Origin of the sequence: Variovorax sp. (genome assembly GCF_035634955.1) — a bacterium.
In the GTDB taxonomy this organism is placed as follows: Bacteria; Pseudomonadota; Gammaproteobacteria; order Burkholderiales; family Burkholderiaceae_C; genus Variovorax.
Genome location: NZ_DASQBZ010000025.1, coordinates 53,110 through 75,122, shown reverse-complemented (window position 1 = coordinate 75,122; position 22,013 = coordinate 53,110). Strand labels below are relative to the sequence as shown.

Genomic DNA, 22,013 nt, shown 5'->3' with positions numbered 1-22,013 from the left:
ATCGGCCCAGGTGGGATGTTCAACCAACCCGGGCCCCTGGCCCAACAGCAACCACCGTCTCCAGTCCTAGAAACAGCCGCGCGCGATATTGCATTTGCGGCTGGAAACCTGCGTGACGGAAGGAAATTCAATGTCCGAATCTTTTGCCGCCCTCTTTGAAGAATCCCTGAAGCGCTCCGAAATGCGTGCCGGTGAGGTCATCACCGCCGAAGTCGTGCGCGTCGAACACAACCACGTGGTGGTCAACGCAGGCCTCAAGTCCGAAGCCTACGTGCCGATCGAGGAGTTCAAGAACGACAAGGGTGAAATCGAAGTCGAGGCCGGCGATTTCGTCTCCGTGGCCATCGGTTCCGTCGAGAACGGCTACGGCGACACCATCCTCTCGCGCGACACCGCCAAGCGCCTGGCCTCCTGGATGGCCCTGGAAAAGGCCCTCGAGTCCGGCGAATTCGTCACCGGCACCACCAGCGGCAAGGTCAAGGGTGGCCTGACGGTGCTGGTCAACGGCATCCGCGCCTTCCTGCCCGGCTCGCTGATCGACACGCGCCCGGTCAAGGACCTGGCCCCGTACGAGAACAAGACCCTGGAATTCAAGGTCATCAAGCTCGACCGCAAGCGCAACAACGTGGTGCTGAGCCGCCGCGCCGTGGTCGAGGCCAGCATGGGCGAAGAGCGCGCCAAGCTGATGGAGACCCTGAAGGAAGGCGCCATCGTGCGCGGCGTGGTCAAGAACATCACCGAGTACGGTGCGTTCGTCGACCTCGGCGGCATCGACGGCCTGCTGCACATCACCGACATGGCCTGGCGCCGTGTCCGCCACCCGAGCGAAGTCGTTCAGGCCGGCCAGGAAATCACCGCCAAGATCCTCAAGTTCGACACCGAGAAGAACCGCGTCTCGCTGGGTCTCAAGCAGATGGGCGACGACCCGTGGCTCGGCGTCTCGCGCCGCTACCCGCAAGGCACGCGCCTGTTCGGCCGCGTCACCAACATCGCCGACTACGGCGCCTTCGTCGAGCTCGAGCCGGGCATCGAAGGCCTGGTGCACGTGTCCGAGATGGACTGGACCAACAAGAACGTCGCGCCCAACAAGATCGTCTCGCTGGGTGACGAAGTCGAAGTCATGGTCCTCGAGATCGACGAAGACAAGCGCCGCATCAGCCTGGGCATGAAGCAGTGCAAGGCCAACCCGTGGCAGGAATTCGCGCAGAACACCAAGCGCGGCGACCGCGTCAAGGGCCCGATCAAGTCGATCACCGACTTCGGCGTGTTCGTCGGCCTGGCCGCCGGCATCGACGGCCTGGTGCACCTGTCCGACCTGTCGTGGTCCGAGCCCGGCGAAACTGCCGTGCGCAGCTACAAGAAGGGCCAGGAAGTCGAGGCACTCGTGCTGGCCGTCGACGTCGACCGCGAGCGCATCAGCCTGGGCATCAAGCAGCTCGACGGCGACCCGTTCACCACCTTCACGACGGTGAACGACAAGGGCCAGATCGTGACCGGCAAGGTCAAGACCGTCGATGCGCGTGGCGCCGAGATCGACCTGGGCAACGACGTGATCGGCTACCTGCGCGCCAGCGAGATCTCGCGTGACCGCGTGGAGGACGCCCGCAACGTGCTCAAGGAAGGCGACGAAGTCACCGCCGTCGTGATCAACGTCGACCGCAAGAGCCGCAACATCCAGCTGTCCGTCAAGCAGAAGGACATGGTCGACGAGCAAGGCGCCATGGCCAACCTGGCCCAGCAATCGGCCCGCGAGAACGCCGGCACCACCAGCCTGGGCGCCCTGCTGCGCGCCAAGCTGGACGGCAGCAGCGACAAGTAAGCCGCCAGGACGCGGGACAGGGTCGGCCCACGGGGGGCGCCCTGTCCCGCTTTTCTTTGTATGCTGACGACATGGACCTCCACGTTCATCACTTCGTGACATGACCCGCTCCGACATCGTCGAAGAACTCGCCGCCCGATTCGCGCAGCTCACGCATCGCGACGCGGAATCCGCCGTCAAGACCATCCTGGACGCGATGAGCGACGCGCTGGTGCGCGGCAACCGCATCGAGATCCGCGGCTTCGGCAGCTTCTCGGTCAGTCGCCGGCCGCCGCGCATCGGGCGCAATCCGCGCTCGGGCGAACGGGTGCAGGTGCCGGAGAAGCGCGTGCCGCACTTCAAGCCGGGCAAGGCCTTGCGCGAAGCCGTGGATGAGCGAGGCGCCGACGGCAACGCCGCGTCCCAAACGTAGAATCTTTCCGGCCCAGTCGGAAAGCGAACATGAAATACCTCCTGTGGCTGCTCAAGGCAGCCATTTTTTTTACGCTCTTCGCCTTCGCGCTGAACAATCAGCACGACGCTACCGTCAACTTCTTCTTCGGCACCTACTGGCGCGCGCCACTGGTGCTGGTGGTGCTGGTGGCCTTCGCCGGTGGCATGGTCGTCGGCGCCCTGGGCATGCTGCCGGGCTGGTGGCGCCACCGCCAGAAGGCCACGGCCCCGCCGCCGCCCGAATCCGCCGCGCCCGTCGTGCCGTCGCTCGGCCCGGCCGCATCGCCGTCCAGCAACGACCTGCCGATCGCCCGCCACCATGGACTTTGATCTCAGCTGGGTCCTGTTGGGCCTGCCACTGGCTTTCGTCCTCGGCTGGCTCGCGTCGCGCTTCGACCTGCGGCAGCTTCGACTGGAGAACCGCCAGGCTCCGAAGGCCTACTTTCGCGGGCTGAACTTCCTGCTCAACGAGCAGCAGGACCAGGCCATCGACGCCTTCATCGAGGCGGTCCAGAACGACCCCGACACCCAGGAACTGCACTTCGCCCTGGGCAACCTGTTCCGCCGGCGCGGCGAGTATCAACGCGCCGTGCGGGTGCACGAACACCTGCTCTCGCGCGGCGACCTCAGCCGCGCCGACCGCGACCGGGCGCAGCACGCACTGGCGCAGGACTTCCTGCGCGCCGGCCTGCTCGATCGCGCCGAGGCCGCCTTGCAAAAGCTCGAAGGCACCCGCTACGAGAACGAGGCCCGCCTGTCGCTGCTGGCGATCTACGAACGCTCGCGCGAATGGGCCCAGGCCGAAGGCGTCGCCCGCAAGCTCGACGAGTCCGACCAGGCCAGCTACGGCACCCGGCGCGCACACTACCTTGCGGAACAGGCGGCCGAGCTGGCGATGCGCGGGGATGTCGACGGCGCGCTGCCCCTGCTGCAGCAGGCCGCGCAGGTCGCCCCCGCCGCGCCGCGGCCCGCGATCGACATGGCCACGCTCGAACTGCGCCAGGGCAATCCGGCGCAAGCCTTCGCGACACTGGTCGCGCTGGCCGACACCGCGCCGCTGGCGCTGCCGCTGTATGCCTCGCTGATGCAGCAGGCCGCGGCCGCTTCGCAGCACTCCGGCGAGGCGCTGGCCCTGCTGCAGCGCCGCTACGCCGCGTCGCCATCCATCGACGTGCTCGACGCCATCGTGGCGTTGGGCGGTACCACGCAACTCGACGACGAAAACCAGGCCGCCCCGGCCTGTCCGCGCGACAGCTACATCGCCCACCTCCAGCACCAGCCCTCGCTGATCGCGGCCAGCCGCTGGCTGGCCGGCGAACGCTTCGAACGCGAGGCGCTGCATCCGCCCGTCCAGCGCGCCGTCGACCAGGCCGTTCGTCCCCTGATGCGCTATCGGTGCGCGGCATGCGGCTTCGAGGCGCACCAGTACTTCTGGCACTGCCCCGGCTGCCAGGCATGGGACAGCTACCCACCGCGCCGCGTCGAGGAACTCTGAATTCACAACTGTGCGCCGCACGCGCGCATTGCGGCCGTTCCCCTGTTGTCTAATGATTCCCGACGCACATCAAGCGTCGGCAGCGTCGCGCAAGGCGACGTCTGATTCAAGCATCACAGGGAGAAAACTATGTTCAAGAAAATTGTGGCCAGCTGGGCCATGCTGGCGGCTGCCACCTGCTTCGCCGCCGTGGACGTCAACAAGGCAACGCCGGCCGAGCTCGATGCGATCAAGGGTGTGGGACCCTCGATGTCCGAAAGCATCCTCGAGGCGCGCAAGCAAGGTGAGTTCAAGAGCTGGGACGACTTCATCGCGCGCGTCAAGGGCGTCAAGGAAAAGATGGCCGAGCGTCTCTCGGCCGAAGGCCTGACGATCAACGGCCAGCCGTTCAAGCCTGCCGCGGCGGCCGGTGCGACCGCGGCCAAGGACATGAAGGCGGCCAAGCCCGCCAACGCAGCCAAGTAGAGCCCCGCCACGGGGAATGACCACAGGGCGGCGGCGCGCGACGCGCCGCCGCGCTGTCGCACGCAGACGAACTCGGCCCCCGGGAATGCCCGGACCATGCGGCGCATGCAGGGAAATCCTCACGGCTGGTCCAATATTTGCACGTAAGCTCGCCTGTTCATCTTCATTGTCGAATCCCGGAGAACACATGAACCGCAAGCTCAGCGTTGCTCTCGCCGTCCTGGCATTCAGTGCGGCCGCGGCGGCCCAGACCAAATGGGACCTCCCCACCGCATACCCGCCCAGCAACTTCCACACCGAGAACATCACCCAGTTCGCGGCAGATGTCGACAAGGCCACGGGCGGCAAGCTCAAGATCACCGTGCACTCGAACGCCTCGCTCTTCAAGGCGCCCGAGATCAAGCGCGCCGTGCAAGGCGGGCAGGCGCAGGCCGGCGAGGTGCTGCTGGTCAACTTCCAGAACGAATGGCCGCTGTTCGGCCTCGATGGCCAGCCCTTCCTGGCCGACAGCTACGACAGCGCCTGGAAGCTCTACCAAGCCCAGAAGCCGGCACTCGAGAAGAAGCTCGCCGAGCAGGGCATGATGCTGCTCTACACCGTGGCCTGGCCGCCGCAGGGCATCTTCGTCAAGAAGGAGATCAACTCCGCCGCCGACCTCAAGGGCGTCAAGTGGCGCGCCTACAGCCCGGCCACCGCCCGCATCGGCGAACTGGTGGGCGCGCAGCCGGTCACCGTGCAGCAGGCCGAGTTGTCGCAGGCCATGGCCACCGGCGTGATCGAGTCGTACATGTCTTCCGGCTCCACCGGCTACGACACCAAGACGTACGAGTACATCAAGAACTTCTACGACACCCAGGCCTGGCTGCCGAAGAACGCGGTGCTGGTCAACAAGAAGGCATTCGACGCGCTGTCCAAGCCGGAGCAGGACGCGCTGCTGAAGGCCGGCGCCGAAGCCGAGAAGCGCGGCTGGGAAGTCTCGCGCAAGAAGACCGCCGAGTACCTTGAACTGCTCAAGAAGAACGGCATGACCGTCCACGTGCCGTCAACGCAACTCAAGGCCGACATGAAGAAGATCGGCGACACCATGCTCAAGGAATACCTCGAGAAGGCCGGCCCCGAGGGTCAGGCCGTGGTCGACGCCTACCGCAAGATGTAGGGCCGGCACGGATGCGAAGGCTTCTCGACGCGATCTACGGCAGCGCCGCCGCCCTGGCGGCGCTTTGCATGGTCGGCCTGCTGGTGATGGTGCTGCTGTCGATCGCCGGGCGGCAATTGCATTTCAACGTTCCAGGCACCGACGCCTATGCCGGATACCTCATGGCAGGCGCCGGGTTCCTGGCGCTGGCGCACACGCTCAAGCGCGGCGAGCACATCCGCGTCACGCTGATCCTCTCGCGCCTGCCCGCCGGCGGAAGGCGCTGGCTCGAGCGCTGGGCAACCGGGGCCGCCATGCTGCTGGCGCTGCTGTTCGCCTGGTTCAGCGTGCGGCTCGTGTTCCAGTCGCTCGAATACCACGACATCTCCACCGGCAACGACGCGACGCCGCTGTGGATCCCGCAACTGGCGATGGCCGTCGGCACGGTGGTGCTGGCGATCGCGACCGTCGACGAATTCGTGCTCGAATGGCGCGGCCGGGCCGAGGCCCGCCCGTCGGAGGCAGCGCGCCATGAGTGACCTGGCCGTTGCCGGCATGCTGATCCTGGTGCTGTTCCTGATGCTCGGCAGCGGCGTCTGGATCGGGCTGACCCTCTCGGGCGTCGCCTGGATCGGCATGGAGCTGTTCTCGTCGCGGCCGGCCGGTGACGCCATGGCCGTGACCATCTGGGGCTCGGCATCGAGCTGGACGCTCACCGCCTTGCCGCTGTTCGTCTGGATGGGCGAGATCCTCTTTCGCACGCGGCTGTCGCAGGACATGTTCAAGGGCCTCGCGCCGTGGATGCAGGCACTGCCCGGGCGGCTGCTGCACACCAATGTGGTCGGGTGCGCCATCTTCGCGGCGGTGTCGGGCTCGAGCGCAGCCACCTGCGCCACCATCGGCAAGATGACGCTGCCGGAGCTGACCGGCCGCGGCTATCCCGAGAAGATGGTGGTGGGCACTCTTGCCGGGGCCGGCACGCTGGGGCTGCTCATTCCGCCATCGATCATCATGATCGTCTACGGTGTGAGCGCCGACGTCTCGATCGCGCGGCTGTTCATCGCCGGCATCCTGCCGGGCATTCTGCTGGCACTGCTGTTCTCCGGCTACATCGCGCTGTGGGCGCTGCGCCACCCCGAACTCGTGCCCCCGGCCGATGCGCGCCGCAGCTTCGGCCAGAAGCTGGCCGACTCGCGCAGCCTCATCCCGGTCACGCTGCTCATCCTGGCGGTGCTCGGCTCGATCTACGCCGGCGTCGCCACCGCCACCGAAGCGGCTGCCGTCGGCGTCGTCGGCGCGCTGGTCATCTCGGCGGCCCAGGGCTCGCTCAACTGGCAGACCTTCAGGGAATCGCTGCTGGGCGCCACGCGGCTGTACTGCATGATGGCGCTCATTCTGGCCGGCGCTGCGTTCCTCACGCTGGCCATGGGCTACATCGGCCTGCCGCGCCACCTGGCCGAATGGATCGGCTCGCTCGGCCTGAGCCGGTTCCAGCTGATCGTCATGCTGGCCGTGTTCTACGTCGTGCTCGGCTGCTTCCTCGACGGCATCTCGATGGTGGTGCTCACGATGGGCGTGATCATGCCCACGGTCACCTCGGCCGGCATCGATCCGCTGTGGTTCGGCATCTTCATCGTGCTGGTCGTTGAGATGGCCCAGATCACGCCGCCGGTGGGCTTCAACCTGTTCGTGCTGCAGGGCATGACCGGGCGCGAACTGACCTACATCGCTCGCGCCACCTTGCCCATGTTCCTGCTGATGGTCGCCGCCGTGCTCATCATCTATTTCGTGCCGGCCATCGTCACCTGGCTGCCGCAGAACATGAAGCTGTAGGCGCTTCGGCGGCAGCGGCGTTCACCGGTCGCCGGGAAAAGCCCTGGAAACCTGCGCGGCGCGGGTCATCGGTGCGCAGGGCGATCGATAGAATCGGTCGCGATGCCGCTGGTCCTCACCATAGTCCTTCCCTTCGTCGCCAGCGTGCTGGCGGCGCTGATGCCGCACGACGCGCGCAATCGCGAGTCGACGCTGGCAGGGTTGGTGGCGCTGGGCCTCACGATACAGATGGCATGGCTCTTTCCCGCCGTGTCGGCCGGCCAGGTGATCGACGTGCGGTTCGACTGGGTGCCCGCGCTCGGCCTGGGACTGCACCTGCGCCTCGACGGATTCGCCTGGCTGTTCTCGGTGCTGGTGCTGGGCATCGGCGCGCTGGTCGTGCTCTATGCGCGCTACTACATGTCGGCGTCGGACCCGGTTCCGCGCTTCTTCAGCTTCTTCCTGGCGTTCATGGGTTCGATGCTGGGCGTGGTGCTCTCCGGCAACCTCATCCAGCTGGTGGTGTTCTGGGAACTCACCAGCCTGTTCTCGTTCCTGCTGATCGGCTATTGGCACCATCGGCGCGACGCGCGCCGCGGCGCGCGCATGGCGCTCACGGTGACCGGCGCCGGCGGCCTCTGCCTTCTGGGCGGCGTGCTCCTGATCGGGCGCATCGTCGGCAGCTACGACCTCGACGCAGTGCTCGGCGCCGGCTACAAGATCCGAGCCGACGCGCTCTACCTGCCGGCGCTGGCGCTGGTGCTGCTGGGCGCCTTCACCAAGAGCGCGCAGTTTCCGTTCCATTTCTGGCTGCCGCGCGCGATGGCGGCCCCGACGCCGGTGTCGGCCTACCTGCACTCGGCCACCATGGTGAAGCTCGGCGTGTTCCTGCTGGCCCGCCTGTGGCCGGCACTGTCGGGTACCGAAGCCTGGTTCTGGGCGGTCAGCGGCGCCGGCCTCGCCACGCTGCTGCTGGGCGGCTTCGCGGCCATGTTCCAGCGCGACCTCAAGGCGCTCCTGGCGTATTCGACGTTATCGCATCTCGGGCTGATCGTGCTGCTGCTGGGGCTCAACAGCGACCTGGCCGCGGTCGCCGCGGTGTTCCACGTGATGAACCATGCAACGTTCAAGGCCTCGCTGTTCATGGCCGCCGGCATCATCGACCACGAGACCGGCACGCGGGACATCGACAAGCTCAGCGGCCTCGCGCGGGCGATGCCGATCACCGCCACGCTGGCGATCATCGCCAGCGCCGCGATGGCGGGCGTGCCGTTGCTCAACGGCTTTCTGTCCAAGGAGATGTTCTTCGCGGAAACCGTGTTCGTGCAGGCCTCGCGCTGGGTCGAGCTGGGCCTGCCGCTGGCGGCCACGCTGGCCGGCATGTTCAGCGTGGCCTACTCGCTGCGGCTGGTGGTCGACGTATTCTTCGGGCCGCCCTGCGACGGCCAGGTGCCGCGGCCGCCGCACGAGCCGCCCCACTGGATGCGCGTGCCCGTCGAGGTGCTGGTGCTGCTGTGTCTGGTAGTGGGCACCGCGCCGGCCTGGTCGGTTCGCCCGCTGTTGGCCGCTGCTGCTGCACCTGTCGTCGGCGGCACGCTTCCGTACTACACGCTGGCGATCTGGCACGGGCTGAACGTGCCGCTGGCGATGAGCGTCGTCGCCCTGATCGGCGGCACGCTGATGTATCTCGCCCAGCGCGCCCTGCGCGCGCGCGGGCGTCTGACACAGACACCGCTGCTGCACCGCTTCGACGGCCAGCGCATCTTCGAGAATTCGCTGGCCCGATTGAGCCAGGCCGGCCGGCACGGCCGCCGGCTGCTCGGCACGCGGCGACTGCAGGCGCAGCTCATGCTCATGGCGGTGCTGGCCGTGGCCGGCCCGGTCGCCGCGCTGTACTTCCTGCCGAGCTACGGCGAGAAAGGCGGCGCGCTGCCCTTCTCGCCCATGTTCGCCATGCTGTGGCTGATCGGCTGCACCTGCGCGGTGGCGGCGGCGCTGCAGGCCAAGTTCCACCGGCTTGCGGCAGTGATGCTCACGTCGGGCGCGGGCCTGGTCTGCTGCGTCACCTTCATCTGGTTCTCGGCGCCGGACCTGGCCTTGACGCAGCTCATCGCAGAGACCGTCACCACGGTGCTGATCCTGCTCGGCCTGCGCTGGCTGCCGCTGCGGCGGCAGACTGCGCCGCCGGTCGGTCCGGCCTGGCGGCGCCTGGGGCGCCGCGTGCGCGACCTGGTGATCGCACTGGCTGCCGGCACCGGCATGGCGGCGCTGGCATGGACGGTCATGTCCCGCCCGTTCCCCCAGAGCATCTCGGGCTTCTTCCTGGAGCACGCTCTGACGCAAGGCGGCGGCACCAATGTGGTCAACGTGATGCTGGTGGACTTCCGCGGCTTCGACACGTTCGGCGAGATCTGCGTGCTGGGCGTGGTCGCGCTGACGGTCTACGCCCTGCTGCGCCGCTTCCGTCCTGCGGCCGAGTCGATGGCCCTGCCGCCCCAACAGCTCGCCGGGCAGGACGACGGCATCACCGACCTGGTCAGCCCTCGGCTGGCCCGCGACACCGCCGTGGGCTACCTCATGGTGCCGGCGGTGCTGGTGCGCCTTTTGCTGCCGCTGTCGGTGCTGGTGTCGGTCTACTTCTTCATGCGCGGACACAACCAGCCCGGCGGCGGCTTCGTCGCCGGGCTGGTGATGTCCGTCGCGCTGCTGCTGCAGTACATCGTGTCCGGCGCCGAGTGGGTCGAAGAGCACCTGCGCATCTTCCCGCGCCGCTGGATCGCCGTCGGCCTGCTGCTGGCCATCGCCACGGGCGGCGGCGCCATCGTGCTGGACTTTCCCTTCATGACCACGCACACGGCACACCTCGACCTGCCGGTGATCGGCGAAGTCCACGTGCCCAGCGCCCTTTTCTTCGACCTGGGCGTTTTCTCGCTGGTGCTCGGCTCGACCATGCTGATCCTGACCGCGCTGGCCCACCAGTCGATCCGCAGCCACCGCTGGGCCGAGGAGCAGGTCGAACGCGCCGAGCGCGAAGCGGCGGCCCAGGCGGAGACAGCGGCACAGGGAGGGCCCGCCTGATGCAGGCCGTGCTCGCCATTGCCATCGGCGTGCTCACCGCTTCCGGCGTGTACCTGCTGCTGCGGCCCCGCACGTTCCAGGTGATCATCGGCCTGACGCTGCTGTCCTACGCGGTCAACATGTTCATCTTCAGCATGGGGCGGCTGAAGGTGGACAGCGAGCCCGTCCTGATCCAGGGGATCAACGCGACACTGGCCAACACGGCGGACCCGATGCCGCAGGCGCTGGTGCTCACGGCGATCGTGATCGGCTTTGCCATGACCGCCCTCTTCCTGGTCATCATGCTGGCCTCGCGCGGCTTGCACGGCACCGACCACGTGGACGGCGAAGACGGCCCCGACGGCGAGGACGACGAGCGATGATCGCGCAGCTGTCGGCACTGCTCGACCGCCTCCTCGAGGCCACCATGCCGCACCTGATTGCGGCGCCGATCCTGCTGCCGCTGCTCACGGCGGCGCTCATGCTGATGCTCGAGGAGCGGCACCGCAGGCTCAAGTCGGTGCTCAGCGTCGTGTCCGGCCTGGCCGGCCTGCTCGTCGCGCTGGCGCTGCTGCGCTGGGTCAACGCCCCGGCCACCGGCACCGGCCCCGGCTCGGTCGGCGTCTACCTTCCGGGCAACTGGCCGGCGCCCTTCGGCATCGTCCTGGTCGCCGACCGGCTGTCCAGCATGATGGTGGCGCTCACCGGCGTGGTGGCGTTCGCCGCCTCCATCTACTCCACCTCGCGCTGGGACCGGGCCGGCGTGCACTTCCATCCGCTGCTGCAGTTGCAGCTCATGGGGCTCAACGGCGCCTTCCTCACCGGCGACCTGTTCAACCTGTTCGTCTTCTTCGAGGTCATGCTCGCGGCCTCGTACGGGCTCCTTCTGCACGGCTCGGGCAAGCATCGGGTGCGCGCGGGGCTGCACTACGTGGCCATCAACCTGGCGGCGTCGGCGCTGTTCCTGGTCGGCGCGGCGCTCATGTACGGCGTGACCGGCACCCTCAACATGGCCGACCTGAGCACCCGGATCGCCGAACTCGGCCCGGGCGACCGCGGCCTTGTGCGGGCGGCCGGCGCCATCCTGGGCGTTGCCTTCTTCGCCAAAGCCGGCGCCTGGCCGCTCAACTTCTGGCTGGTGCCCGCCTACAGCGCGGCGGTGTCGCCCGTGGGTGCGGTGTTCACGCTGCTGACCAAGCTGGGCATCTACACGGTGCTGCGCCTGTGGTCGCTGTTCTTTGCGCCCGACGGCTTCGGCGAATATGTCCTTACCGCCTTCGGCCTGGCGACGCTGTTCACCGCGGCGCTGGGCCTGATCGGCACGCAGCGCCTGTCCCACCTGGCCGGCTTCAGCGTGCTGATCTCGGCCGGCACCCTGCTCGCCGCGATCGGCCTGGGCCAGCCCGGCATCTGGGCCGGCGCGCTGTACTACATGCTCAGTTCCACGCTGGCCGCGGCGGCGTTCTTCCTGCTGATCGACATGCTCGAGCGCTGGCGCAACGCGGGCGCCAGCATTGCCGCCTACGAGTCGGCCGACGCGGCGCCTTTCCTGGCGGAAGACCTTCGCCCCATGGACGACGTCAACCTGGACGACGACGAACAGGCGCTCTACGGCCGCGCGATCCCGGCAGGCGTGGCGTTTCTCGGCCTGGCGTTCCTCACCAGCGCGGTGCTGCTGGCCGGCCTGCCGCCGCTGTCCGGGTTCATCGGAAAGTTCGCCATGTTGTCCGCCCTGCTGGCGGCGCCGGCCGTCTACCCATCGGGCTGGATCTTCCTGGCACTCATGCTGGTGGCCGGTTTCTTCATGCTGGTGGCCTTCAGCCGCGCCGGCATCCGCCATTTCTGGACGGCGCCCGACGGTGGCAAGCCGGCGCTGCGCGCGGTCGAGGTGTTTCCGGTGCTGATGCTGCTTGGCGCCAGCCTGGCGCTGACCATCGGAGCCGGCCAGGCGATGTCGCATGCCGGCGCCACCGCGAAGGACCTGCGCAATCCTTTCGCCTATCGCGAGGCAGTGATGAACGCCCGGCAGCGCCCGGCGCTGGACAGCGCCATCGAGGTGAAGCCATGAAGCGCTGGTTGCCGTCGCCCACGCTCTCGCTCGCGCTGTTCGTCGTGTGGGTGCTGCTCAACCAGTCGCTGCATGCCGGTACGCTGCTGCTGGCAGCGCTGCTCGCGGTGGGCGTGCCCTTGCTCACGCGCAGCCTGCGCCCGGCGCACGTGGCCGCGCGCCGGCCCCTGATGGCGCTTCGCCTGACCGGCCTGGTGCTTCACGACCTGCTGGTTTCCGCGCGCGACGTCTCGCGCCTTCTGCTCACGCGCCGAACCCGCGACATCAACTCGCATTTCGTGCAGGTTCCTCTGGACATGCGCGATCCAAACGGGCTGGCGGTGCTTGCCATGATCTTCTGCCTGACCCCCGGCACCGCGTGGGCCGAACTCTCGCGCGACGGCAGCCAGCTGAGCGTGCACATGTTCGACCTGACCGACGACGTGGCCTTCATCGAGATGGTGAAGACGCGCTACGAGAGGCCCTTGATGGAGATCTTCGAATCATGACCCCCGTGCTCTTCTGGGCGCTGAAGGTGGCGCTGTTCCTGCTGGCCGTGGCCATGCTGTGTTCGCTGGCGCGCCTGCTGATCGGGCCGGCCGCGCAGGACCGCATCATGGCGCTCGACTGCCTCTACATCAACGGCATGCTGATGATGCTGGTGCTGGGCATCAACTACGCCAGCGCCGTGTACTTCGAGGCGGCGATGCTGATCGCGCTGTTCGGCTTCGTCGGCTCCACGGCACTGGCCAAGTTCCTGCTGCGCGGCGAGGTCATCGAGTGACCGACGACTTCATCTTCGGGCCGCTGCCGCTGTGGGCCGAGCTGGTCACCGCGCTGCTGGTGGTGGTGGGCGCGGCCTTCGCGGCCATCGGCTCGTTCGGGCTGGTGCGACTGCCCACGTTCTTCCGGCGCATCCACGCGCCGACCCTGGGCGCCACGGTCGGTGTGTGGTCGATGATGCTGGCCACCATCACGTACTTTTCGGTGCAGGGCAACAGCCTGTTCCTGCACGCGGTGCTCATAGCGGTCTTCGTGGCGCTGACGGCGCCGGTCACCACCATCTTCCTGATGCGCGCCGCACTGTTCCGCACGCGCGGCGGCCCCGGGCCCGAGGCGCACGTCACGGGCGCCGGGCCCGCCAGCCCTCCACGCGGGCGCTGAGCACGTTGCCCGGCCCCGGGGAGCCATGAACCTCAGCCTGCGCCAGTTGCGCGCCTTCGCCGCGGTCGCCGCCTGCGGCAGCTTCACCGAGGCGGCGCGCCAGATACACCTGACGCAGGCGGCCGTCAGCGTGCTGATTCGCGAGCTCGAGGCCGAACTCGGCGTGCGCCTGCTCGACCGCAACACGCGCCGCGTGGAACTGTCCGACGCCGGGCGCGACTTCCTGCCGTACGCCCAGCGCGTGCTGCGCGAACTGGAGGACGCGGTACTGAGCGTGGGCGAGCTGCGCGACAAGAAGCGCGGCCTGCTGCGCGTGGCCGCCCCGCAGATGATGGCCTGCACGCTGATGCCGCGCGTGATCGCCGCCTATCGCGCGCAGTTCCCGGATGTCGAGGTGCGCCTGGTGGACACCCTGCCCGAGCAGATGCAGGCGCGGGTGCTGTCGGCCGAGGTCGAACTGGCCATCGGTCCGGATGTCGCCGACGATGCGGCAATGCCCGAGCTGACGCGCCGCGCGCTGCTGCGGGACCGGCACCATCTGGTCTGTCCGCCGGACCATGCGCTCGCACGGCGGCGCCAGGTCCGGTGGCAGGAACTGGCCGGCCTGCCGTTCATCGCGCCCACGCTGGACTTCATGCAACGCCTGCAACCCGAACTGGCGGCCGCCGGCGTGCCGGCGATCGCGTCGGTGCACCTGGTGTCATACATGACCACCGCGTTGGGACTGGTCGCGGCCGGGCTCGGCGTGACCGCCGTTCCCTCGTACGCCGCCCCACTCGCGCGCGGTCACGGCCTGACCCTGCGCCCGCTGGTGGCGCCGGTGTTCTATCGGGAAGTCTGCATCTACAGCACGCGCACGCGGTCGCTGTCGCCGGCGGCGCAGAGCTTCGTGGCCTTCATCGGCCACTTCGTCGAGCAGGGCGAGGCGTTGGCCTGAAGTCTCCCGCGCCCGCGGCGCGGCAGCCCGTGCCGGGCCGGTCACTCCAGGCTGGACTTGGCCCGGGCGACCTCGATCTCCGGCGGCAGCTGCACCGCGTTCTTGACCGCCAAAATCTCGGCCATCACGCTGACCGCGATCTCGGGCGGCGTCTTGCTGCCGATGTAGATGCCGATCGGCCCGCGCAACCGCGCGAGCGACTGCTCGGTCTGCTCGAAGTGCTCGATCATGCGTTCGCGCCGCGCCTGCGCGTTGCGGCGCGACCCGATGGCGCCGACGTAGAAGGCATCCGTGCCCAGCGCCTCGAGCAGCGCCAGGTCGTCCAGCTTGGGATCGTGCGTGAGCGCGACCACACAGCTGCGCCGGTCCGGCCGGAAGGCCAGCACGGCGTCATCGGGCATCTCGGTGCTCAGCGTCACGCCAGGCAGGTCGCTGGCCGTGCGGTATTCGGCGCGCGGGTCGCACACCGTGACGGCAAAGCCGGAGAACCGGGCCATGGTGGCCAGGTACTCGGTGATCTGGCCGGCGCCGATGAGCAGCATGCGGTACTCGGGGCCGAAGGTGTTGACCAGGTCACGGTCGTTCAGCACCAGCGCCGCGGGCGACTGCGCGGGCGCCAGGCTCACGCTGCCATCGGCCAGTCGCACGGTGCGCTGCATGAGCTGGCCCTGCTCGAGCTGCGACACCAGCGCCTGCAGCGATGCGGTGTCCGGGTCCCACTCCAGCAGCAGCTCCAGCGTACCGCCGCACGGCAATCCGAAACGATGCGCCTCGTCGGCAGTGATGCCGTACTTGACGAAGGCCGGCGTGCCCTCGGGCATGGCCTGCGCCGCCCCATGCGCCCGTGTGTAGCGGGCGATCAGGTCGTCCTCGATGCAGCCGCCCGACACCGACCCAACCACCGCGCCCTTCTCGGCCAGCGCCATGATCGAGCCGACCGGCCGCGGCGACGAACCCCAGGTGCGCACGACCGTCGCCAGCATGGCGCGCTCGCCGGCCAGGCGCCAGTCGCGCAGGGTCCGCAGCACCATGACGTCGAGATTTTCCATGTCGTCAACCTTCCGTGTCGCGTTCGAAGCTTGTCAGTCCTTGCGGCCGATGCCCAGGCGCGACAGCCAGCCCGGCTTGGAGGCGTCGGCCGGCGCGCCGTCTTCGCCCGCCGCGTCTTCGGCAGCCGGCACCGCCGGCACCTGGCGCTGCTGCATCTCGTTGTCGAAGCGCTTGAAGAAGTCGTCCGCGATCGACTTGGCGGCGCCGTCGATCAGCCGCTGCCCGAGCTGGGCGATCTTGCCGCCCACCTGCGCCTGCACCGTGTAGCCCAGCTCGCAGCCTGCATCGTTGGGCGTGAGGTTGACGCTGGAGGCCCCCTTGCCGAAGCCGGCCACCCCGCCCTGCCCTTCGAACGACAAGGTGTAGCTCGACGGCGGCTGGATGTCGCTGAGCAGCACCTTGCCGGTGAACTTGGCCGACACGGGCCCCACCTTCACGGCCATCGCCACGGCGTACTGGCCTTCGCCCGTGCTCTCGAACCGGTCGCAGCCGGGCAGGCATTTCTTCAGCACCTCGGGGTCGTTCAGGGCTTCCCAAGCCTGTTGCTGGGAAATGCCGAGTTGCCTTGTGCCTTGCATGTCCATGGTGGTTTCTCGCTTGTTCGTGGGAGGAGCCGCCGCCGTTCTCAGCGGCGCGCGCTGCGCATCAGTGCAGCCAGGCTGCGCGCGAGTTGCTCGAGCGCATCGAGATTGTGGACCGCCAGCATCGCGTCTGCATGGCGGTGCAGCATCGCCGCCCCACGCGCCAGGGGTGAATAGCCAGCGAAGCGCAGCAGCGGATTGAGCCACAGCACCCGGCGCGCATGCCGATGGAGCCATTGCAACTCGTCCTCCAGCTGCCGCGGCTCGCCGGTGTCCAGTCCGTCGCTGACCAGCAGCACCAGCGTGCGGCGCCCGGTCAGGCGCCGCGCATGCTGCAGGCGCAGCTGCGCCAGCGATTCGCCCAGGCGGGTGCCGCCGGCAAAGTCGTCGATGGCGGCGCCCGCGCGCAGCAGCATCTCGTCGGTGTCGGCCAGGCGGAACGCGGGCGTGAGGTCGGTCAGGTGGGTGCCGAAGGCAAACACGTCGCGCCGACCGGCCCGGCGCGTGGCGGCATGCAGGAACGCCAGCAGCAGGCGCGCGTAGCGCTCCATCGAACCGGAGACATCCACCAGCACCAACAGAGGCAACGGCTGCTCGCGCCGCGACAGCCGCGGCAGCCGCACCAGCTCGCCACCCGTGCGACCGGCTTCGTGCAGGACCCCGGCCCAATGCATGCGCGAGTGGGGCAGGCCGGCGGCGGCGCGCATGCGGCGAGCCGGCAGCGTGGGCACCGGCAGCGCGATGTCTCGCGCCAGGCGCTCCACCAGGCGGTATTCGGAGGCGCCCAGGGCATTGAAGTCGGCATGGTGCAGGCGTTGCCGCTCGCTGGCCGTCATGGCGGCGTCGAACTGCACTTCCTGTTCGCCCGGCTTGTCGGGCGCCGGCACGCGCGGCGCCATCAGTGCCTCGCGCACGCGCGGGCGCCGGCGCGCGGGCTGCGGCTTGCCTTCGGCGCTGGGCAGCATCTGCGCGAGCATCTTGTGCGCCAGGTCGGGGTCCTGGAACCAGGCGTCGAACAATTCGCGAAAGACCAGACGGTCCTGCTCGCGACTGACCATCACCGCCTCGATCGCGGCGCCGAGGTCCAGCTTGCGCTCGACACTCACCAGCATGGCGGCCTGAGTCGCCAGGGCGATGCGGGCCGCGTCGGTGCGCACACCGGCCCGGCGCAACGCCCGCCCGAATGCCGCGATGTTGCCGGCCATCTTGCCGCGCCGGGCATCGCCCAGCTGCTGCACGCGCGCCGCGCCCGGTGCAGCATGGGGCGCTGCGTCGGCCGGCTTGTCGGGCGAATGCATGGGATGAAGACTGCCAGACGCACCGTCGGGCGCCGGTCAGGCACTGCCGGCGACTGGCGCGGCGGGCGGCTGCAGCAACTCGTCGGCCAGGGTTTGCGTCAGCGCGGCGACGTCGTCGCGCTGCTTGAACAGGATGCCTGCGGTGTCGACGACCACTTCGGGGTCGAGCGCCAGCGTGTCCAGCGCCACCAGCGCGCGCGCCCATTCCACGCTTTCGGCGATGCCGGGCACGCGCTGGAACGCGCTGGGCTGGGGCAGGCCGCGCAGGCGGGCGACGAAGTCGGCCACCTGCTGCGACAGTTGCTCGCCCGCCTGCGGCACCTGGGCCCGCACGATGGCCAGCTCGCGCTCGCGCTCCGGGTAGTCGAGCCAGTGGTAGAGACAACGTCGCTTGACGGCATCGTTCAGGTCGCGCGTCCGGTTACTGGTCAGGATGGTGACCGGCGGCGCGAAGGCGCTGATCGTGCCGAGCTCGGGAATGCTGACCTGGTACTCGCCCAGGTATTCGAGCAGGAAGGCCTCGAACGGCTCGTCCGCGCGATCGACCTCGTCGATCAGCAGCACCGCGCCCGGCGGCGGGGTCTCCAGCGCCTGCAGGAGCGGCCGCCGCACCAGGTAGCGGGGCTGGTAGACCTCGGATTCGACGTCGGTGGCCGCGCCCTGCGCCTCGGCCGCGCGCATGTGCAGCAGTTGCGCCGCGTAGTTCCATTCGTACAGCGCCTCGCGCTGCTCGAGCCCGTCGTAGCACTGCAGCCGCAACATCTGCCGCCCCAGGGCGTGGGCCAACGCCTTGGCCAGTTCGGTCTTGCCGACGCCGGGCTCGCCCTCGAGCAGCAACGGCCGCTGCAGGCGCAGCGCCAGGAACACTGCCGTGGCCAGGCGCCGGTCGGCAAAGTAGCCGACCCCCTGGAGCGCCTGCCCCACCGCGTCGATCGAAGACAAGGATGCGGCGGTGTCAGGCGTGGCGGTCATTTGCCGGAGGTTAGCCGATGGCCTTTGCCACTGCACGCTGCGCCAGGACACCGATCAGGTGGGCACGGTAGGCGGCCGAGCCATGCAGGTCGCTGTTGAGGTCGGCCGCGTCGATCTTCACGCCGCTGGCAGCCTGGGGCGTGAAGCTTTTCGTGAACGCCTCCTCCAGGCCCGCATGGCGGAAGACGCCATTGCCCGCGCCGGTGACCGCCACGCGTACGCCGCTGTCGTACTTCGCGACGAACACGCCGACCAGCGGGAAGTGGGAGGCGCGCTGGATCAGCTTTTCGTAGGCCGCCTGCCTGGGCACCGGGAACCGCACGGCAGTGATCAGCTCGTCCTCGTCCAGCGCCGTGGCGAACAGGCCCTGGAAGAAGTCGTCGGCCGCGATCTCGCGCTTGCTGGTCACCACCGTGGCGCCGGTGGCAAGCACCGCGCTCGGATAGCAGGCTGCCGGGTCGTTGTTGGCCAGGGACCCGCCGATGGTGCCCATGGCCCGCACCTGCCGGTCGCCGATGTGCGCGGCCAGCCAGGCCAGCGCCGGAAAGGCGTCCTTGACGTCCGCGTGGGTGGCCACCTCGGCATGGCGCGACATCGCGCCAATGACGAGCCGGTCACCCTCCCGGCGGATGCCGGTGAGCTCCTTGACGGCCCCCAGGTCCACCAGTTGCTCGGGCGCCGACAGGCGCAGCTTCATGGATGCCAGCAGCGTCTGGCCGCCCGCCAGCGGCTTGCCGCCGGCACCCGCCAGCTTGACGGCATCGGCCAGGGAGGCGGGACGTTCGTAGGTGAATGCGTACATGGTGTGTCCTCAACGCGAAATGTGCGAGCCCGGGCAAGGGCCGGGTTCAGGCCTTGCCGGCGCCGTGCAGCGCGTCCCAGACGCGGTTGGGCGTGACGGGCATGTCGATGTCGCGCACGCCCAGCGGCGCCAGCGCGTCGAGCACGGCATTGATCACCGCCGGCGGCGACCCGATCGCGCCGGCCTCGCCGCAGCCCTTGGTGCCCAGCGGATTGTGCGTGCACGGCGTGCAGACCGTGTCGAGCTTGAACTGCGGGAAGTCGCGGGCGCGCGGCATGGCGTAGTCCATGAAGCTGCCGGTGAGCAACTGACCGCTCTCGTTGTCGTACACGCAGTTCTCCAGCAGCGCCTGGCCGATGCCCTGCACGATGCCGCCCTGCACCTGCCCCTCCACGATCATCGGATTGATGAGGGTGCCGAAGTCGTCCACCGCGGTGAACCGGTCGACCTTGACCTCGCCGGTGGCGGTGTCCACCTCCACCTCGCAGATGTAGGTGCCCCCGGGGAAGGTGAAGTTGGTCGGGTCGTAGAACGCGGTCTCGTTCAGGCCGGGCTCGAGCTTGTCGAGCGGGTAGTTGTGCGGCACGTAGGCCGTCAACGCCACCTGGCCGAAGGGGATCTTCTTGTCGGTGCCCTTGACGCTGAACTCGCCGTTGGCGAAGTCGACGTCGGCGTCGCTCGCCTCCATCAGGTGCGCCGCAATCTTCTTGGCCTTGGTCTCGATCTTGTCCAGCGCCTTCATGATGGCGGCGCCGCCCACCGAGATCGAACGCGATCCGTAGGTGCCCATGCCGAAGGGCACGCGGCCGGTGTCGCCGTGCACCACGTCGACGTTCTCGACCGGAATGCCCAGGCGCGCCGCCACCACCTGCGCGAAGGTGGTCTCGTGCCCTTGCCCATGGCTGTGCGAGCCGGTGAACACGGTCACGCTGCCGGTGGGATGCACCCGGATCTCGCCGCACTCGAACAGGCCGGCGCGCGCGCCCAGGGCACCGGCGATGTTCGAAGGCGCGAGTCCGCAGGCCTCGATGTAGCTGGAGTAGCCGATCCCGCGCAGCTTGCCGTTCTTCTCGCTCTCGGCCTTTCGCGCTGCGAAGCTGTCGACCTCGGCGAGCGCGCGGGCCTTGTCCATTACGGCGTGGAAGTCGCCCGTGTCGTACTGCAGCGCCACCGGCGTCTGGTAGGGGAACTGGGTGATGAAATTGCGCTTGCGGATCTCGTCCTGGCCGAGCTTCATGTCCCACGCGCAGCGCGTCACCAGCCGCTCCAGCAGGTAGGTGGCCTCGGGCCGGCCAGCGCCGCGGTAGGCGTCCACCGGCGCGGTGTTGGTGAACCAGGCATCGACTTCGACGTAGATCTGCGGCGTGGTGTACTGGCCGGCCAGCAGGGTGGCGTACAGGATGGTCGGCACTGCAGTGGAGAAGGTCGACAGGTAGGCCCCGAGATTGGCGTCGGTGTGCACGCGCAGCGCCAGGAACTTGCCGTCCTTGTCCATCGCCATCTCGGCGTGGCTGACGTGGTCGCGGCCGTGCGCATCCGACAGGAATGCCTCGGACCGGTCCGCCACCCACTTGATGTTGCGGTTGAGCTGCTTGCTGGCCCAGGTGAGCGCCACGTCTTCCGCGTACAGGAAGATCTTCGAGCCGAAGCCGCCGCCCACGTCCGGCGCGATCACGCGCACCTTGTGCTCGGGCAGGCCCAGCACGAAGGCGGTCATCAGCAGCCGCTCGACGTGCGGATTCTGGTTGGCCACGTAGAGCACGTAGTCCTCGGTCGCCCGGCTGTAGCTGGCCACGGCCACGCGCGGCTCGATGGCATTGGGCACCAGCCGGTTGTTGACCAGGTCGAGCCGGGTGACGTGGGCGGCGCCGGCGAAGGCGGCGTCCACAGCCGCCTTGTCGCCCAGCGCCCACTTGTAGCACTGGTTGTCCGGTGCCTCGTCATGAAGGGTGATGGTGCCCTGCTTCTTCGCGGCGTCAGCGACACTGACCAGCGCCGGCAGCACTTCGTAGTCGACCTGCACGGCCTCGGCCGCGTCGCGCGCCTGCTCCAGCGTCTCGGCCACCACCATCGCGACGTGGTCGCCCACGTAGCGTGCCTTGGAGATGGCCAGGATCGGGTGCGGCGGCTCCTTCATGGGCGTGCCGTCGGGGTTGTTGATCAGCCAGCCGCAAGGCAGCCCGCCCATCTTGCCCTCGATGTCCTTGCCGGAGAACACGCCGATCACGCCCGGCATGGCCCGGGCGGCGGCGACATCCACCGAATTGATCCTGGCGTGCGCGTGGGGCGAGCGCACGAACACGGCATGCGCCTGCCGCTCCAGCACCACGTCGGCGGTGTACTGCCCGCTGCCGGTGACGAACCGGTAGTCTTCCTTGCGCTTGTAGGCCTCGCCGATGTGCGGCAGGCTGGCGAAATCGGATGCACCCATTTGCTGTCTCCTTGTGCCGCGCCTGGGCGCTTCAGGCCGAAGCCATGTTCTTGCCGCCCAGCATCACCGCCTTGACGATGTTCTGGTAGCCGGTGCAGCGGCACAGGTTGCCGTCGAGCAGCTCGCGCACCTCGGCTTCGCTCGCGCCGGGGTGGGTCTTGCACAGGTCGATGGCACTCATGACCATGCCCGGCGTGCAGAAGCCGCACTGCAGGCCATGGCACTCCTTGAAGGCCGCCTGCATCGGATGCAGCGTGCCGTCCTGGGCGGCGATGCCTTCGATGGTGGTGACCTCGGCGCCCTCGGCCTGCGCCAGCAGCATGTTGCAGGACTTCACGGCCCGGCCGTTCACGTGCACGGTACAGGCGCCGCACTGGGCCGTGTCGCAACCCACGTGCGTGCCGGTGAGGCGAAGGTGCTCGCGAATGGCCTGGACCAGCAGCGTGTTGGGGGGGGCGTCGACCGTGGTCGCCTGACCGTTGACTTTCAGGGATACCTGCATGTGGCTCTCTCCAT

22 protein-coding genes are annotated in these 22,013 nt (G+C 68.7%); 15 read left to right on the top strand and 7 right to left on the bottom strand.

Translation table 11 applies throughout. The annotated features are described in order from the left end of the window. The first annotated feature begins 112 nt into the window (after window positions 1–112). The 15 genes from rpsA to VES41_RS14590 all read left to right on the top strand — a co-directional run bounded on the left by rpsA (window position 113) and on the right by VES41_RS14590 (window position 14,363). A complete protein-coding gene (gene rpsA, locus VES41_RS14660) occupies window positions 113–1,819 on the top strand; it encodes a 30S ribosomal protein S1 (protein WP_324818285.1) in 1,707 nt (568 codons plus the stop codon). A gap of 100 nt (window positions 1,820–1,919) precedes the next feature. Next, on the top strand, window positions 1,920–2,231 hold the full coding sequence (locus VES41_RS14655; RefSeq protein ID WP_324818281.1) for an integration host factor subunit beta: 312 nt from the start codon (window positions 1,920–1,922) through the stop codon (window positions 2,229–2,231). Between the two features lie 29 nt (window positions 2,232–2,260). Continuing rightward, window positions 2,261–2,581, top strand: coding sequence for a LapA family protein (locus VES41_RS14650; protein ID WP_324818278.1), 321 nt, complete (start codon window positions 2,261–2,263; stop codon window positions 2,579–2,581). Then, window positions 2,571–3,746: a lipopolysaccharide assembly protein LapB gene (gene lapB, locus VES41_RS14645; protein WP_324818275.1), complete on the top strand. Its 1,176-nt coding sequence runs from the start codon at window positions 2,571–2,573 to the stop codon at window positions 3,744–3,746. The genes VES41_RS14650 and lapB overlap by 11 nt, the downstream gene beginning before the upstream one ends. A gap of 129 nt (window positions 3,747–3,875) precedes the next feature. Further along, complete coding sequence (locus VES41_RS14640) at window positions 3,876–4,211, top strand: helix-hairpin-helix domain-containing protein (RefSeq protein WP_324818273.1); 336 nt, start codon at window positions 3,876–3,878, stop codon at window positions 4,209–4,211. A 187-nt stretch (window positions 4,212–4,398) separates the two neighbouring features. Further along, entirely contained in the window at window positions 4,399–5,367 is a 969-nt protein-coding gene (locus VES41_RS14635) for a TRAP transporter substrate-binding protein (RefSeq protein ID WP_324818270.1), read from the top strand. An 11-nt stretch (window positions 5,368–5,378) separates the two neighbouring features. Further along, complete coding sequence (locus VES41_RS14630; RefSeq protein ID WP_324818268.1) at window positions 5,379–5,885, top strand: TRAP transporter small permease; 507 nt, start codon at window positions 5,379–5,381, stop codon at window positions 5,883–5,885. Beyond that, window positions 5,878–7,179, top strand: coding sequence for a TRAP transporter large permease subunit (locus VES41_RS14625; protein ID WP_324818266.1), 1,302 nt, complete (start codon window positions 5,878–5,880; stop codon window positions 7,177–7,179). The genes VES41_RS14630 and VES41_RS14625 overlap by 8 nt, the downstream gene beginning before the upstream one ends. A gap of 102 nt (window positions 7,180–7,281) precedes the next feature. Further along, window positions 7,282–10,236, top strand: coding sequence for a monovalent cation/H+ antiporter subunit A (locus tag VES41_RS14620; protein ID WP_324818263.1), 2,955 nt, complete (start codon window positions 7,282–7,284; stop codon window positions 10,234–10,236). Continuing rightward, window positions 10,236–10,598, top strand: coding sequence for a Na+/H+ antiporter subunit C (locus VES41_RS14615; RefSeq protein ID WP_324818261.1), 363 nt, complete (start codon window positions 10,236–10,238; stop codon window positions 10,596–10,598). Before VES41_RS14620 ends, VES41_RS14615 begins: the two co-directional genes overlap by 1 nt. Further along, window positions 10,595–12,283: a monovalent cation/H+ antiporter subunit D gene (locus VES41_RS14610; protein ID WP_324818258.1), complete on the top strand. Its 1,689-nt coding sequence runs from the start codon at window positions 10,595–10,597 to the stop codon at window positions 12,281–12,283. Before VES41_RS14615 ends, VES41_RS14610 begins: the two co-directional genes overlap by 4 nt. Continuing rightward, a complete protein-coding gene (locus VES41_RS14605; protein WP_324818255.1) occupies window positions 12,280–12,771 on the top strand; it encodes a Na+/H+ antiporter subunit E in 492 nt (163 codons plus the stop codon). The genes VES41_RS14610 and VES41_RS14605 overlap by 4 nt, the downstream gene beginning before the upstream one ends. Continuing rightward, the gene (locus VES41_RS14600; RefSeq protein WP_324818253.1) at window positions 12,768–13,046 is read left to right on the top strand and encodes a K+/H+ antiporter subunit F; all 279 of its coding nucleotides are present in this window, start codon (window positions 12,768–12,770) and stop codon (window positions 13,044–13,046) included. The genes VES41_RS14605 and VES41_RS14600 overlap by 4 nt, the downstream gene beginning before the upstream one ends. Then, window positions 13,043–13,426, top strand: coding sequence for a monovalent cation/H(+) antiporter subunit G (gene mnhG, locus VES41_RS14595; protein WP_324818251.1), 384 nt, complete (start codon window positions 13,043–13,045; stop codon window positions 13,424–13,426). Before VES41_RS14600 ends, mnhG begins: the two co-directional genes overlap by 4 nt. 25 nt (window positions 13,427–13,451) lie before the next feature. Beyond that, window positions 13,452–14,363: a LysR family transcriptional regulator gene (locus VES41_RS14590; protein WP_324818249.1), complete on the top strand. Its 912-nt coding sequence runs from the start codon at window positions 13,452–13,454 to the stop codon at window positions 14,361–14,363. 41 nt (window positions 14,364–14,404) lie between these two features. On the opposite strand, the gene VES41_RS14585 is transcribed toward VES41_RS14590, so the two are convergent. From VES41_RS14585 to VES41_RS14555, 7 genes are read right to left on the bottom strand one after another with little or no spacing between them, the layout of a single operon-like run. Then, entirely contained in the window at window positions 14,405–15,412 is a 1,008-nt protein-coding gene (locus VES41_RS14585) for an XdhC family protein (protein WP_324818246.1), read from the bottom strand. A 33-nt stretch (window positions 15,413–15,445) separates the two neighbouring features. Further along, on the bottom strand, window positions 15,446–15,997 hold the full coding sequence (locus tag VES41_RS14580) for a carbon monoxide dehydrogenase subunit G (protein ID WP_324818244.1): 552 nt from the start codon (window positions 15,995–15,997) through the stop codon (window positions 15,446–15,448). A 41-nt stretch (window positions 15,998–16,038) separates the two neighbouring features. Beyond that, the gene (locus VES41_RS14575) at window positions 16,039–17,292 is read right to left on the bottom strand and encodes a vWA domain-containing protein (RefSeq protein WP_414719135.1); all 1,254 of its coding nucleotides are present in this window, start codon (window positions 17,290–17,292) and stop codon (window positions 16,039–16,041) included. A 36-nt stretch (window positions 17,293–17,328) separates the two neighbouring features. Then, on the bottom strand, window positions 17,329–18,264 hold the full coding sequence (locus VES41_RS14570) for a MoxR family ATPase (RefSeq protein WP_324818240.1): 936 nt from the start codon (window positions 18,262–18,264) through the stop codon (window positions 17,329–17,331). A gap of 10 nt (window positions 18,265–18,274) precedes the next feature. Further along, window positions 18,275–19,066, bottom strand: a complete 792-nt coding sequence (locus VES41_RS14565) for a xanthine dehydrogenase family protein subunit M (RefSeq protein ID WP_324818237.1) — start codon at window positions 19,064–19,066, stop codon at window positions 18,275–18,277. A gap of 46 nt (window positions 19,067–19,112) precedes the next feature. Continuing rightward, on the bottom strand, window positions 19,113–21,497 hold the full coding sequence (locus tag VES41_RS14560) for a xanthine dehydrogenase family protein molybdopterin-binding subunit (protein ID WP_324818234.1): 2,385 nt from the start codon (window positions 21,495–21,497) through the stop codon (window positions 19,113–19,115). Between the two features lie 31 nt (window positions 21,498–21,528). Then, the gene (locus VES41_RS14555; protein WP_324818231.1) at window positions 21,529–21,999 is read right to left on the bottom strand and encodes a (2Fe-2S)-binding protein; all 471 of its coding nucleotides are present in this window, start codon (window positions 21,997–21,999) and stop codon (window positions 21,529–21,531) included. Window positions 22,000–22,013: the final 14 nt, after the last annotated feature.